This window comes from Hymenobacter sp. UYCo722 (assembly GCF_040547115.1).
Lineage (GTDB): Bacteria > Bacteroidota > Bacteroidia > Cytophagales > Hymenobacteraceae > Hymenobacter.
The window spans coordinates 474,069-487,391 of record NZ_JBEPPC010000002.1; the positions used below are offsets into that span (position 1 = coordinate 474,069).

The following is a 13,323-nucleotide window of genomic DNA, read 5'->3' on the forward strand; positions in this document are numbered from 1 at the left end:
CTATCTTGTTGAAAACGTAGGCGTAATCGCTCTAAATTTTAGCCCGTTTGCCATGAAATTTCTACGCAATGCCCTGCTGGCCCTGGTTGCCGTGCTGCCCCAGGTGGCCATCGCCCAAGCTCCGGCCCTCACGACTTTCCCGGTGGGCCCCACCACGGTTACGGCCTCGGCGTTGGCCACTAACCTGAACACTATTTGGGAGTTGACCTGGGGTCCCGATAATTTCATCTGGATGACCGAGCGCGGCGGGCGCATCAGCCGCGTGAACCCGGCCACCGGGCAGGTGCTGCCGCTGCTCACCATCGCCGACGTGACCGAGAATAACGAAAGCGGCCTGCTGGGCATGGCCGTGGTGGTACCGCCCACCGCGCCGCCGCTGGCCACTTATTGGGTGTTTGTAGTGTACAACTATACCGACCAGGGGGTGCTGAAGGAAAAGCTGGTGCGCTACACCTACGCCAACGGCGCGCTCGCCAGCCCGCAGGTGCTGCTGGGCAACATTGTGGCCACTACCACCCACAGCGGCTCGCGCCTGCTGGTGCTGGCCGATGGCACCCTGCTGATGAGCACCGGCGATGCCCAGCAGCAGCCCCAGGCCCAGAACCGCGCTTCGCTCAATGGCAAAATCCTGCGGCTCAATCTCGACGGTACCGTGCCGGCCAACAACCCCACGCCCGGTAGCCTCGTGTACACCTTCGGCCACCGCAACCCCCAGGGCCTGGTGCAGCTGCCCAACGGCCGCGTCTACAGCTCGGAGCACGGCCCCAACAACGACGACGAAATCAACCGCATTGAAGCCGGCCGCAACTACGGCTGGCCCACCGTGGAAGGCTACTGCGACCTGCCCGCCGAAGTGGCCTTCTGCGCGGCCAACAACGTGCGCGAGCCCCTCACCACCTGGACGCCCACCATCGCGCCGGCCGGCCTCACCTACTACGACCACCCGGCCATTCCGGGCTGGCGCGGCAGCCTGCTGCTGGCCGTGCTCAAGGGCAGCAAGCTCACCCAGCTCACCCTCGACGCGGCGGGCCTCGCCATCCCGGCGCGTACCGACTTTCTTACCGGGTTTGGTCGATTGCGGGCCATCTGCGTGTCGCCGCAGGGGCGGGTGTACGTGGGCACCAGCAACCGCGACGGCCGCGGCAGCCCCGCCGCCACCGACGACCGGATTCTCGTGCTCGAAAACCGTGCTTTCGTGGCCACGGCTACCCGCCCGGCGGCCGACCTGGCCTTGAGCGTGTTTCCGAACCCGGCCCGGCGGCAGGCCACCGTGCGCCTGGCTGCTCCCGCCCAGCAGGTGCGCCTGCTCGACCTGCTGGGCCGGCCGGTGCGGAGCGTGCTCCCGGTTGGGTTGCTTGCCGAGCTCGACCTCAACGGCCTGCCCGCTGGTATCTACTGCGTAGAAGCCATTGGCCCAACCGGACGTGGCACCCGCCGGCTGGTAGTGGAATAATTGGCTATCAGAATCTTGGCTGCGAAAGCAGGCATTGGCCACCGGCCGGCGCTTGCCGCTAGCCCAGGTGGTGGCGCTCGTCTTTGATGGCGTTGTGCACCGTCCAGGGTACTTCGTGCAGCAGCGGGTGCTGGCGTACGGGGCACGCGGGCATCAGGCAGAGCGAGCAGGCGGCGGGGGTGCAGGGGTCGGCGTGCACGAACATCTCGACTTCGACGGCGAAGCGGGCCCGAATCAGCTCCTCGATGTCGTGCAGCTGCGTGTGTATTTGCTCCAGCGTGAAGTAGTAAGGCATCTGCATGTGGCAGTCGATGTGCAGGTTGGCCCCGTAGCGCTGCACGCGCAGGTTGTGCACGTCAATCCACGACGGGCGGCGTTGGGCCTGCAGCTCGGCAATCACTTCGGCCACCACGGCGGTGTCGGTTTCGTCCATCAGGCCCGACACGGCCCGGCGCAGCATCCGGCCCCCGTTCACCAGAATGAAGCCGCCCAGCAGCAGCGCCGCGCCGCTGTCGAACTGCATGATGCCGGTAGCCTGCACCAGCAGCAGCGCCCCCGACGACACGATGGACGTGATGGCATCGATGTACAGATGCTGGCCGTCGCCCACCAGCGCCACCGATTTCAGCCGCTGGCCGTTGCGCACCAGCAGCAGGCCCACGGCCAGGTTCACCACGGCGGTGCTGGCCAGCAGCAGCACACCCCAGTCGGGCTTGGCCACGGGCTCGGGGTGCAGCAGGTGGCGCGAGGCGCTGTAGAGAATAAAGGCCCCGGCCATGAAAATCAGGCCGCCCTCGAAGCCCAGCGACAGGTTCTCAATTTTGCCGTGGCCGTAGGGGTGGTTTTCGTCCTTGGGCAGGCTGGCCAAGTACAGGCTGTAGAGGGCAAAGCCGCTGGTGAATACGTTGATGATGCTCTCCAGCGCGTCGGTGAGCACGGCCTGCGACCGGGTGAGGTGGTAGGCGTAGAACTTGATGGCCACCAGGCCGATACTGACCACGAGGGAGAGCAGGCCGAGGCGGTTTTTAATTTTTGTGGGCGTCATGAAGCGGCGATTGCGGCTGCAAAGGTCGGCCACGAATGCCGCGCCGCGCGCCGGGCCCAAAGCCGCGGTGGGGCGGCCCGGCAGTCACTCGAAGCCGGGTCCTTGATAATCTGTGGCGAACGGGCGCAACCTTTTGGCCTCAGAGCGGTATTTAAGCCAGTCAAAAATTATTTTTAGGTTCGTCTAAAAATCACTACCTTTAGCTATTCCAATTTGCCCGTGCCTCCCTCATTACTAACTGAAACCACTCCTCCGGCCGAAACCGGCTGGCGCCACCCCCGGCGGGGCAACTCGCTCAGCGAGGTGTACGCCAGCATCAAGGTGCCGCCCGCCGATGCCCCATTCTGGCGCAAGCTGATGGCATATTGGGGGCCGGGCTTACTGGTGGCCGTGGGCTACATGGACCCCGGCAACTGGGCCACCGACCTGGCCGGCGGCGCGCGCTACGGCTACACCCTGCTCAGCGTCGTGCTGATTTCCAACCTGTTTGCCATGCTGCTGCAGCATCTGGCGGCCAAACTCGGCATCGTGACCGGCCGCGACCTGGCCCAGGCCTGCCGCGACCACTACTCGCGCCCCGTGAGCCTGGCGCTGTGGGTGCTGTGCGAAATCGCCATTGCCGCCTGCGACCTGGCCGAAGTCATTGGCTCGGCCATTGCCCTCAACCTACTGTTTGGGCTGCCGCTGGCTTGGGGCGTGGTGCTCACCACGCTCGATGTGCTGGTGGTGCTGTTTTTTCAGAACAAGGGCTTTCGCATTATCGAAAGCCTGGTGGCTGGGCTTATCGTACTCATTTTCGGGTGCTTCCTGTATGAAATCATCGCCTCGCACCCCGACTGGCTGGCGCTGAGCAAGGGCCTGGTGCCGCGCCCCGAAATCGTGACCAACCCGCTGATGCTCTACGTGGCCATTGGCATTCTGGGGGCCACCGTGATGCCCCACAACCTCTACCTGCACTCCAGCATCGTGCAAACGCGAGCCTTTCCGCAGGACGAGCCCGGCAAACGCTCGGCCATCAAGTTCGCCACCATCGACTCGACGCTGGCGCTGTTTCTGGCATTTTTCGTGAACGCGGCTATTCTCGTCACGGCCGCTGCCGCCTTCCACGGCAAGGGCCACGAAGGGGTGGCCGACATTGCCGACGCCCACAAGCTGCTCACGCCGGTGCTGGGCGCGGGCGCGGCCAGCGTGCTCTTCGCCGTGGCTCTGCTGGCCTCGGGCCAGAACTCGACCCTGACCGGCACCCTCGCCGGCCAGATTGTGATGGAAGGCTTCCTCGACCTCAAGCTGAAGCCCTGGCTGCGCCGGCTCATCACCCGCCTCATCGCCGTGGTACCCGCCCTGATTGTGGCCATTTGGTACGGCGAAAAGGGCACCGGCCAGCTGCTGGTTTTCAGTCAGGTTATTCTGTCGCTGCAGCTCAGCTTCGCGGTGGTGCCGCTGGTGCTGTTCACCAGCAGCCGCGCCAAAATGGGCGTGTTTGTGAACCGCCCGGCGGTGCAGGTGCTGGCTTGGGTGGTGTCGGGCATCATCATTGTGCTCAACCTTTTTCTGCTCTGGCAGACGTTTTTCGGCTAAGTAGCGGTCCGGGCGGGGCTTGCCCCGCCCGGACGTTCGCACTATTGCAACGATTCGACCCAACGACGGGCGGGGGCAAGCCCCGCCCCCACACCCCAAATGGCGCACGCTGTGCACCTGCTTTTTAGCGGGCCGGCTCCCTGTTGCCCTTCGCCAACTGCTAAAATGTCCATGAAAACCCTCCTACTCATCCTGCTGTGCTGGCTGCCCCGGCTGGCCCTGGCGCAGGCCGCCGAAATAACCGGCACCGTGCGCGACCAGCAGCGCCAGCCGGTGCCGTTTGCCAGCGTGGGCGTGGTGGGCACCACCGTGGGCGCTACGGCTGATGCCACCGGCCGCTTCGAGCTGCGCGGCGTGCCGACCGGCGTGCAGCGGCTGCGGGCCAGCGCCGTGGGCTTCGCGCCGGCCGAGCGGCGCGTGACGGTGGCCACTCAGCTGCTGACCATTGATTTCGGGCTGGAAACGGCCGCCGCCGGCCTGGGCGAAGTGGTGGTAACGGGCGTGAGCCGGGCCACCGAGTTGCGCCGCAGCCCCGTGCCCATCGCTACCCTCAGCCGCCGCGAAATCACCCTCAATGCCAACACCAACGTCATTGATGCGGCCGTGCGCGGCATTCCGGGCCTGAGCGCCGTTACCACCGGCCCCAACGTGTCGAAACCCTTCATTCGGGGGCTGGGCTACAACCGCGTGCTGACGCTGTACAACGGGCTGCGGCAGGAAGGCCAGCAGTGGGGCGACGAGCACGGGGTGGAAGTGGATGGCTACGACATCGAGCGGGTGGAAGTAGTGAAGGGCCCCGCCAGCCTGCTCTACGGCTCCGACGCCGTGGCCGGGGTAGTGAACCTGCTGCCCGCCCTGCCCGACGGCCCCGACGGCCGCCTGCGCGGCGAGGTGCTGAGCGAGTACCAGTCGAACAACGGCTTGGTGGGCAACTCGCTGGGGCTGAACTATCAGAACCACGGCTTGCAGACCAGCTTCCGGGCCAGCCACCGGTTGGCGCGCGACTACCGCAATAGCGTGGATGGCGCGGTGTACAACACCGGCTTCCGCGAGCTGACCTTGACCGGAATGGTGGGCCTGAATAAGGCCTGGGGCAGCACCCACGCCTACCTCACGCTGTACGACAACCGCCAGGAAATTCCGGACGGCAGCCGCGACTCGCTCAGCCGCCGCTTCACCCGGCAGGTGTTTGAGAGTGGAAGGGATGATATTAAAAACCGGCCTTTAGTAGGGGAGGCGGAGTTGGAATCCTACGCCATCAGTCCGCTGCACCAGCGCATCCGGCACTACCGGGTGTTCACCAAAACGCAGGTGCACCTGGGCGGCGGCGAGCTGCACCTGCTGCTGGGCGCGCAGCAAAACAACCGCGAGGAATTCAACCACCCCACCGTGCCCAGCCAGGCCGGGCTGGCCCTGCAGCTCACCACCTACAGCTACGATGTGCGCTACCACCTGCCCGAGTGGCAGGGCCTGCAAATCAGCGTTGGCAGCAACGGCATGGGCCAGCTCAACCGCCACCAGCAGGCCACCGATTTCCCCATTCCCAATTACGACCTGCTCGATGCCGGCAGCTTCCTGCTCCTGAAAAAGCCGCTGGGCAAGCTGGAGCTGAGCGGCGGCCTGCGCTACGACACGCGGTTGATAACTTGGTCGGATTTCTACGTCGCGCCCAACCCCGCCACCGGTTTCGGTGCCGAAAGCCGGGCCGGCGCAGCGGGAGCGCAGCTCCAGTTTCCGGCGTTTCGGCAGCAGTATCGGGGCGTGTCGGCCAGCGTGGGCGGCAGCTTTCTGGCTACCGAGCGGCTCACGCTGCGCGCTAACCTGGCCCGCGGCTACCGCGCCCCCAACATCCCCGAAATCGGCTCGAACGGCCTCGACCCCGGCGCGCACATCGTGTACCTGGGCAACCGCGAGTTTCGGCCCGAGTTCAGCTGGCAGCAGGACGTGGGCGTGCTCTGGCACCAGCCCACACTTGATGTAAGCGTGGAAATCTTCCACAACTACGTGCAGAATTTCATCTACCAGGCCCGCCTGTTGAGCGCGGCCGGCCAGCCGGTGGTCATCGTGCCGGGCAACACCACCTACCAGTTTCAGCAGGCCGCCGCCCGCCTCTACGGCCTCGAAGCCAGCCTGAGCCTGCGCCCTGCCGCCCTGCCCTGGCTGGCCAGCACCAGCAGCATCGCCTTCGTAAACGGCGAAAACGCCGATGCCGCCCGGCTCCAGCGCGACGGCCCCGCCGCCCGCTACCTGCCCCTGATTCCGCCGCTGCGGGGCCGCACCGAGCTGCGCGCCACCCTGCCCGCCCGCGAAGGCCTCCGCCTCACGGCCACCTACTTCCGCGCCAGCCTCGACGGCAGCGGCCGCCAAAACCGCTTCCTGGCCCTCGACAACAGCGAAACTGCCACCGCCGGCTACGCGCTGTTGGGGCTGGGCGCGGGCACCACGTTCGCCAGCCGGGCTGGCCGGCCGGTGGCACAGTTGGTGCTGCAGGTCGACAACGTGTTCGATACCGCCTACCAGGCCCACCTCAACCGGCTGAAATACTTCGAGTATTACGCCGCCTCGCCCACCGGCCGCGCGGGCATCTACAACCCCGGCCGCAACGTGGCGGTGAAGGTGGTGGTGCCATTTTAGCGGGTAAGCCAGCTGGGACCGCTGGCGGCAGCTCGGGCTTGATTGGCACGACCGTTTGGCCGCGGGCTGGCCGTCTGCGTATGCGGGGCTTTGTTACTATTGAGTATGATGTTTCGATTCGGTACGGCCTGCCTGCTGCTACTCCTGCCGGTACTGGCGGCCACTGCCCAGACGGGCGTGAAAAACGACACCATTAAAGTCGATAAGGAGCAGTACGACCTGTTTCATCCGACGCCGCGCAAATACATGCGGCCCATGGTGCCCGACCGCCCCGGCATCACCGAAAGCCCGTACTCCGTCGACGCCGGCCATTTTCAGTACGAAACCGATGTCGTGCGCCTGCTCACGCGCCGCGATGGCACCACCCACGGCCGCGACTGGTACATCAACCATGCGCTGGGCAAAATCGGCCTCAGCAACCGCACCGACCTGCAGGTTGGCCTCGATTCCTATACCGACACCCGCAACTACGACGATGCCGACCCCAGCCAGAATGCCGTGTACCGGGGCGTCGGCGACCTCACCCTGCGCCTGAAGCACACCCTGGTGGGCGATGATAACAGCCGCTGGGCCCTGGGCCTGATTGGCTACGCCACGCTGCCCACCGGCGGCCCACGCGGCGACGGGGCCGTGGAATACGGCGCGGTGCTGCCCGTCGTGTTCCAAATCACCAAACCCTGGAACATTGGCGGGCAGGTGGCTACCCAGGTGTACTGGGACCGCGAAACCCGGAGCCGCTACCTGCAGCTCACGCCCACCTTCACCACCTCCTACGAAGTGGTGAAACGCCTCCAGGTATTCGCGGAGTTGGTGGGGTACAAAGATGTGCGGCAGTCGCAATGGGGCAGTTCCATAAATACCGGCCTGCAGCTGGCGGTGAGCGACAACGTTCAATTCGACCTCGGGACCCACCAACCCATTACCAATTCCGTGGACCACGAATATTTCTTCGGCCTGAGCTTCCGGCGCTGAGTTATTTGATGGTTAATGGTAAACTGTTAGTGAGGGGGGGCCTACTAACCATTTATCATTAACCATCGTACCTTTGCCCCGTCAAGGTGCCAAACCCCCATCGCGGGGCGCGGCTGAAAAGGGAATCCGGTTCAACGCCGGAGCTGTCCCCGCAACTGTACGCTTCATATCGGGGCGGGCCACACAAGCCACTGGTTACCGGTTGATTAGCAACCGAAAGCTGGGAAGGCGGCCCGCTCGGCGAAGCAAGCCAGGAGACCTGCCCGGACATTCACAGGTTCAGCATTCGCGGAGGACGAATGGAGAAAGAGAGCAGCGGTTGCCCCCGGGTGGCCACCTTACCCCCTGTTTTTCGGCCTCAGTCTGGCAGCCGGCTTCTTCTTTTTGAAGGGGTTGGAAGGCAGATTTTGAATCGAATTTTCTTCACTGAGAATTTGATTCGGTTGCATCTTGACTTCTTTTTCCGCCGGGCCTTGGCCGGTGTGCTGCTGGCCCTGCCCGCCGCGGGCGGCGCGTGGGCGCAGGCCCCGGCCCGCCCCGCCGGTCGCTCCGCGCCCACCGACTCGGCCCGCCTGAGCCGGCGGGCGCACCGCCTGGGCGAGGTGCGCGTGCGCGCCGTGGGCCCCGAGCGGTTTGCCGTGGGCAGCACCCGCACCGTGCTCGATTCGGCGGTGCTGGCCCAGTACCGGGGCAGCAGCCTGGCCGAAGTGCTGCAGGCCCGCACCCCGCTGGCTCTCAAATACTACGGCCCCGGCCAGCTGGCCACCATTGCCCTGCGCGGCACCTCGGCCCAGCACACGGCCGTGCTCTGGAACGGGCTGAACATCATGCTGCCCACCCTGGGCCAGACCGATTTTGCCCTGCTGCCGGTGGGGGCCAACACCCGCGTCAGCATTCAGCCCGGGCCGGCGGCGGCGCTCTACGGCAGCGGGGCCGTGGGCGGGGCCATCCTGCTCGATGCCGCGCCCGACTGGCGCGTGGGGCAGCGCGGCAGCGTGCAGCTCGATGCCGGTAGCTCCGGGATGGTTGGGGGCAACCTCGAAGCCCGGGTGGCCTCGGCGGCAGTAGCCGTACGGGTGGCGGCCAGCTACCGCGAGGCCCAGAACAACTACTCCTACGTGGTGCAAGAGGCGCGGGGCCCCGTGCGCTACAACCTGCAAAACGCCGCCTTGCGCCACCAGTGGAGCTTCAGCCCCGACCTGGCCTGGCGCGTGGGCCGGGCCGGCGAGCTCACCGCCGCTGCCTGGCTGACGGATACCAACCGCGAAATTCAGTTTGGTACCGGCATCGTGGGTGGCCAGGCCCGCGAGCGCGACCAGAGCCGTCGCCTGACGGTGGGCTACCGCCACGTAGCCGCCCGCGGCCAGTGGAGCGGCCGCGCCGCCTGGTTCGAAGACGTGCTGAACTACCGCGACGGCGGCGCGGCCAGCAACTCGCGCGCCCGCACTACCCAGGCCCAGGCCGAGCACACTGCCGCCCTGGGCGCGCGCGGCAGCCTGCGCCTGGGGGCCGAGGCCCAGCATTTCGCGGCCGTGGTGGATGGCTATGGCGCGATTCCGGTAACCGAAAACCGGGCCGCCGCTTTTGCCCTGCTGCGCTACGACCCGCGCCCGGCCTTGCGCCTGTCGGCCAACCTGCGGCAGGCGGCATTGCCCGCCGGCCTGGCCCCCCTCACGCCCACCGTGGGCGTGGAGTGGGACCTGCTGTCTGCCGTAGCAGCGGCCACCCCGTCCGATTCGGCAGCGTTTTCGGCAGCGAGGAATCAGCTCGTTCCCCGGCTCCCTACTCACTCAGCCATTCAATTACTCACTTTCCGCGCCAGCGCGGCCCGCAGCTACCGCGCCCCCACGCTGAATGAGCGGTACTGGCGGCCGGGCGGCAACCCCGACCTGCGGCCCGAGTCGGGCTTTGGCTACGAAGCCGGCCTGCGCCACCGGCTGAACATGCCGGCAGGGGCTATGCTCGAAACCGAGCTCACCGCCTTCCGGCAGGACGTAGACGACTGGGTGCAGTGGCTGCCCAGCACCCGCACCGGCATCTGGAGCCCGCGCAACCTGCGCCGCGTGCGCAGCCAGGGGCTGGAAATCAGCACGGCGCTGCGGGTGCGCCGGGGGCGCTACGTGGGCAGCGCGCAGCTGGCCTACCACCTCACCGATACCCGCAAAACTCAGGGCACGCCCGACGACCCCGACCCCGTGGGCGTGCAGCTGGCTTTCGTGCCCCGGCACCAGGCCAGCTTCAGTACCGACCACCGCTGGCGTGGTTGGCTGGCTAGCAGCACGCTGGCATTCAGCAGCTACCGCTACACCAATGCCTCGGCCGATACCTACCTGCCCGGCACCGTGCTGCTGGGGGCCACGCTGGGGCGCACGCTGCCCGGCCCGGCCGGCACCCGGCTGCTGCTGCTGGCCCAGGCTCATAACCTGCTGGGCCAGGCCTACGAGAGCCACCCCGGCCGGCCGGCCCCGCCCCGCAGCGTGAGCGGCAGCCTGCGGGTCGATTTCTGATTTCGATTTTCCACCTAACACCCCAACTGCCGGCTGCAGCCGGCGCTGTTTTCACCCTCTTTTGTTATGAAAAACCTGACTCCTCTGGGCCTGGCGGCCTTGGTGCTGCTCGCGGCCTGCGACCCCCAAAAGGAAATAATTACCCCGTCGGTACCAGCTACTACCGCCGTGTACGTGCTGAGTGAAGGCCAGTTTGGGGCCGGCGACGGCGCGGTGAGCGTGTTCGACCGCACGGCCAAAACCCTGACCGTGGACGCCTTCGGCAGCGCCAACAACGGGGCCAAGCTCGGCGATGTGGTGCAGAGCATGGGCGTGCAGGGCAGCAAGGGGTACATTGTGGTCAACGCTTCCAACAAAATTGAGGTGGTGAACCTGCCCGACTTCAAAACGGCCGGCACCATTGCCGGGCTCGAACAGCCCCGCTACTTCACCTCGACTTCGGCCACGCGCGGCTACGTCACGGAATGGCGTGGGCCCTTTACCAACTACCTGCCCGGCGTGCTCAGCATTCTGGACCTGAGCACCAACACCGTGAGCAGCCGCGTAACGGTGGGCCGCAACCCCGAGCAGCTGCTGGCCCTGGGCGGCAAAATATACGTGCCTAATAGCCTGGACAACACCATTTCGGTGATTGACGAGGCCACGGGCATGCTCGCCAGCACCATCACGGTGGCCGACGGCCCCGGCAGCATGGTGGCCGATAAGGATGGCAATGTGTGGGTGCTGTGCTCGGGTTTCGTCACCTACCTGTCGGTGCCGCCCTTCACGCTTACCCGCGTCTCGAACGGTACGCTGGTGCGCTTCAACCCGGCCAGCCCGACCACTCAGCTTAAGCTGGCCTTCCCCGGTACGGCCAGCCCTGGCCAGCTGCGCATCAGCCCGGCCAAAGACCAGCTGTACTACAGCTTCGGCGGGGCCGAGTACCAGATGAGCACCAGCGCCACGAGCCGGCCCACCACGCCGTTTTTGCGGCGCGACTTCTCGGGCTTCGCCATCGACCCGCGCGACAACACCATTTACGGGGCCATTGCGCCCAGCTTCAGCAGCAACGGCCGCTTCGTGCGCTACCAGGCCAGCGGTACGCCCATCGACTCTTTCACCGTGAAGGTGGGACCGAACGGGTTTGTGTTCAATTAAGCCTTCTTCCTTTTCCACTTTCCGAGCTATATTGCACAAAAAAAGGCCTCTGCTGAGTAGCAGGGGCTTTTTTGTGCCGTCCTGAACCGGGGCTACTTCGCCCGGCCGAAGCGGAACGTGACGTCGGCGTAGGGCCCGACGGCCCCGTTGCGGTTGCTGATGGTGCTGCTGCTCGATTGCTCGCGGTAGTCGTAGGCCAGGTAGGCCAGGCCCAGGCTGGCGCTCAGGCGCGGCCACACGGCCCGCCCGCCCACCACGCCCGCCAGCGCCGTGATGCGCCGCCCGCTGCTGGTGTGCAGCAGGTAAGTTTCATCGACCAGAAAGAGGCGGCGGCCCAGGCGCGTGGCCCCGCCCAGCATGAGCAGCGGCGTGCTGCCAAAGCCCCCGCTGCCGCTGAAGCCGAAGCCCACGCCGGCCGTGAGCTGATGGTCGGCGGTGCCCAGGGTGGCGTTGGCGTAGGTGAGGCCCACGGCCGTGCCCGCCACGTAGAGGCCAAACGCACCCACGCCCACGTGCAGCCGCTGGCCCACCGGCACGCTAAAATTCGGCGTAATGCCCACCAGGTTGTATTCGCCGAACCCGGGGGCGAACGTACCCAGCACGCCCACCGAAAAATTGTCGCTGAGGCCGTAGTCGGCGGTGAGGGCAAATACGGCGATGTTTTGCACGGTGCCTTCGCCCCGGCGCAGGTTGCGGGCCGTGGGCCCCACAAACAGGCGGCTGCCGTTGCCGGCGTCGGGGCGGGCTTGGTTCTTTGCCGTGGTGTCGGCCGGGGCCGGGGCCAGCTGCGCGCGGGCCGGCGCGGCGGCCAGGGCGGCCCCCAGCAACGCGAGGCGGCCCAGCCGGGCGGGTGCGGAGCGTAAGCGGATGAACATTAATCGGGGAAAGTGTGGCCCAAAGATGCAACAGCGGGGCCGGCTCTGCTGCCCGGCTACTTGCGCCAGCTGCCCGTGGCGTGGGGCCGGCCGGTGGCCTGTTCCTCGTCCGACTCGCCGGGGGCGACTTCCTCCACGCGCACGCGCACGGCGTGGGCCTTGGGGTGTACCTTCTGGCCGAAGGCATCGGCAAACTCCTGGGTGAACTCGGCCCCGAAGAAGATGATGAGCGACGAGTAGTTGACCCACAGCAGCAGCACAATGGCCGAGCCCGCCGCCCCGAAGGCCGAGCCCGGGTCGGACTTGGCAATGTAGAAGGCGATGAGAAACTTGCCAATCACGAAAAGCAGGGACGTGATGAAAGCCCCCACCAACACATCGCGCCAGCGGATAATGGCATCGGGCAGAAAGCGATAAATCAGCGCAAATAACAGCGTGGTAACACCCAGCGACAGTACGAAATCGACTACCTTGATGGCAATGATGCCTATCTCGGGCAGCAGCTGCTGCAGCCAGCCGGTGAAGGCGCTGAGCACGGCGCTAATGACAAAGGAGATGAGCAGCAGCAGGGCCACGCTCAGAATCAGCCCGAACGAGAGAAAGCGCTGCTTGATAAACGCGCCAATGCCGATGCCGTTGGTTTTTACCTTCAGATTCCAGATGTCGTTGATGCTTTCCTGGAGGGTAACGAAAAAAGTGGTGGCGGCAAACAGGAGCGTGGCAACGCCAATGGTGGTGGCCACCGGCCCGCGCTGCTGCAGCGTGAACTTGGCAATGCTGTCCTGCAGGAACTTGGCCGAATCGGGGCCCACGAGGCCCTTCAGCTGGCCGTATACCTGCCCCGAAATAGCCTCGCCGCCATACACCGAGCTGGCCACGGTGATGACAATGAGCAGCAGTGGAGGCAATGAAAAAATGGTGTAGTACGACAGCGCCGCCGCGTGCCGGAACGAGTTGTTATTGTTGAACTCACCCGCCGATGACTTCATGACGGCGAGAATGTCGGAAAACTTATAAGTAGTAGGCATGTAGTGCGGTAAAGGGAGTGCCGAAATAGTGGCAGTCTTATTGTAATACGCACGGCACGGGCTCGCGTTGGCTGCGCCCGCCTGTGCCGGGCCG

The 13,323-nt window shown here is 65.9% G+C and carries 9 protein-coding genes and 1 riboswitch; of the genes, 6 read left to right on the forward strand and 3 right to left on the reverse strand.

Annotation, left to right across the window (positions count from 1 at the left end):
• The first annotated feature begins 52 nt into the window (after nucleotides 1-52).
• Complete coding sequence (locus ABIB44_RS07770) at nucleotides 53-1,453, forward strand: PQQ-dependent sugar dehydrogenase (RefSeq protein WP_354584069.1); 1,401 nt, start codon at nucleotides 53-55, stop codon at nucleotides 1,451-1,453.
• A 58-nt stretch (nucleotides 1,454-1,511) separates the two neighbouring features.
• On the opposite strand, the gene ABIB44_RS07775 is transcribed toward ABIB44_RS07770, so the two are convergent.
• On the reverse strand, nucleotides 1,512-2,498 hold the full coding sequence (locus ABIB44_RS07775; protein WP_354584070.1) for a cation diffusion facilitator family transporter: 987 nt from the start codon (nucleotides 2,496-2,498) through the stop codon (nucleotides 1,512-1,514).
• A gap of 219 nt (nucleotides 2,499-2,717) precedes the next feature.
• Here ABIB44_RS07775 and ABIB44_RS07780 point away from each other — a divergent pair, with 219 nt between their 5' ends.
• From ABIB44_RS07780 to ABIB44_RS07800, 5 genes are all read left to right on the forward strand, one after another.
• Nucleotides 2,718-4,076 carry an Nramp family divalent metal transporter gene (locus tag ABIB44_RS07780; RefSeq protein WP_354584071.1) on the forward strand — a complete coding sequence of 453 codons (1,359 nt, stop codon included), beginning with the start codon at nucleotides 2,718-2,720 and terminating at the stop codon, nucleotides 4,074-4,076.
• Nucleotides 4,077-4,247: 171 nt separating this feature from the next.
• Nucleotides 4,248-6,710: a TonB-dependent receptor gene (locus ABIB44_RS07785; RefSeq protein ID WP_354584072.1), complete on the forward strand. Its 2,463-nt coding sequence runs from the start codon at nucleotides 4,248-4,250 to the stop codon at nucleotides 6,708-6,710.
• Nucleotides 6,711-6,815: 105 nt separating this feature from the next.
• Nucleotides 6,816-7,682: a transporter gene (locus tag ABIB44_RS07790; protein WP_354584073.1), complete on the forward strand. Its 867-nt coding sequence runs from the start codon at nucleotides 6,816-6,818 to the stop codon at nucleotides 7,680-7,682.
• Between the two features lie 67 nt (nucleotides 7,683-7,749).
• Nucleotides 7,750-7,963: riboswitch (cobalamin riboswitch) on the forward strand.
• Nucleotides 7,964-8,125: 162 nt separating this feature from the next.
• Nucleotides 8,126-10,189 carry a TonB-dependent receptor gene (locus tag ABIB44_RS07795; RefSeq protein WP_354584074.1) on the forward strand — a complete coding sequence of 688 codons (2,064 nt, stop codon included), beginning with the start codon at nucleotides 8,126-8,128 and terminating at the stop codon, nucleotides 10,187-10,189.
• A 66-nt stretch (nucleotides 10,190-10,255) separates the two neighbouring features.
• Entirely contained in the window at nucleotides 10,256-11,326 is a 1,071-nt protein-coding gene (locus ABIB44_RS07800) for a YncE family protein (protein ID WP_354584075.1), read from the forward strand.
• 92 nt (nucleotides 11,327-11,418) lie between these two features.
• Here ABIB44_RS07800 and ABIB44_RS07805 read toward each other — a convergent pair whose 3' ends face one another.
• Both ABIB44_RS07805 and ABIB44_RS07810 read right to left on the reverse strand, forming a co-directional pair.
• Nucleotides 11,419-12,201, reverse strand: coding sequence for a hypothetical protein (locus ABIB44_RS07805; protein WP_354584076.1), 783 nt, complete (start codon nucleotides 12,199-12,201; stop codon nucleotides 11,419-11,421).
• A gap of 56 nt (nucleotides 12,202-12,257) precedes the next feature.
• Nucleotides 12,258-13,229: a YihY/virulence factor BrkB family protein gene (locus ABIB44_RS07810; protein WP_354584077.1), complete on the reverse strand. Its 972-nt coding sequence runs from the start codon at nucleotides 13,227-13,229 to the stop codon at nucleotides 12,258-12,260.
• Nucleotides 13,230-13,323 lie beyond the last annotated feature (94 nt).

Coding starts and splice junctions, on each gene's coding strand:
- ABIB44_RS07805 (WP_354584076.1), bottom strand. CDS start 12,201: ATGTTCATCCGCTTACGCTCCGCACCCGCCCGGCTGGGCCGCCTCGCG.
- ABIB44_RS07800 (WP_354584075.1), top strand. CDS start 10,256: ATGAAAAACCTGACTCCTCTGGGCCTGGCGGCCTTGGTGCTGCTCGCG.
- ABIB44_RS07790 (WP_354584073.1), top strand. CDS start 6,816: ATGATGTTTCGATTCGGTACGGCCTGCCTGCTGCTACTCCTGCCGGTA.
- ABIB44_RS07810 (WP_354584077.1), bottom strand. CDS start 13,229: ATGCCTACTACTTATAAGTTTTCCGACATTCTCGCCGTCATGAAGTCA.
- ABIB44_RS07775 (WP_354584070.1), bottom strand. CDS start 2,498: ATGACGCCCACAAAAATTAAAAACCGCCTCGGCCTGCTCTCCCTCGTG.
- ABIB44_RS07785 (WP_354584072.1), top strand. CDS start 4,248: ATGAAAACCCTCCTACTCATCCTGCTGTGCTGGCTGCCCCGGCTGGCC.
- ABIB44_RS07770 (WP_354584069.1), top strand. CDS start 53: ATGAAATTTCTACGCAATGCCCTGCTGGCCCTGGTTGCCGTGCTGCCC.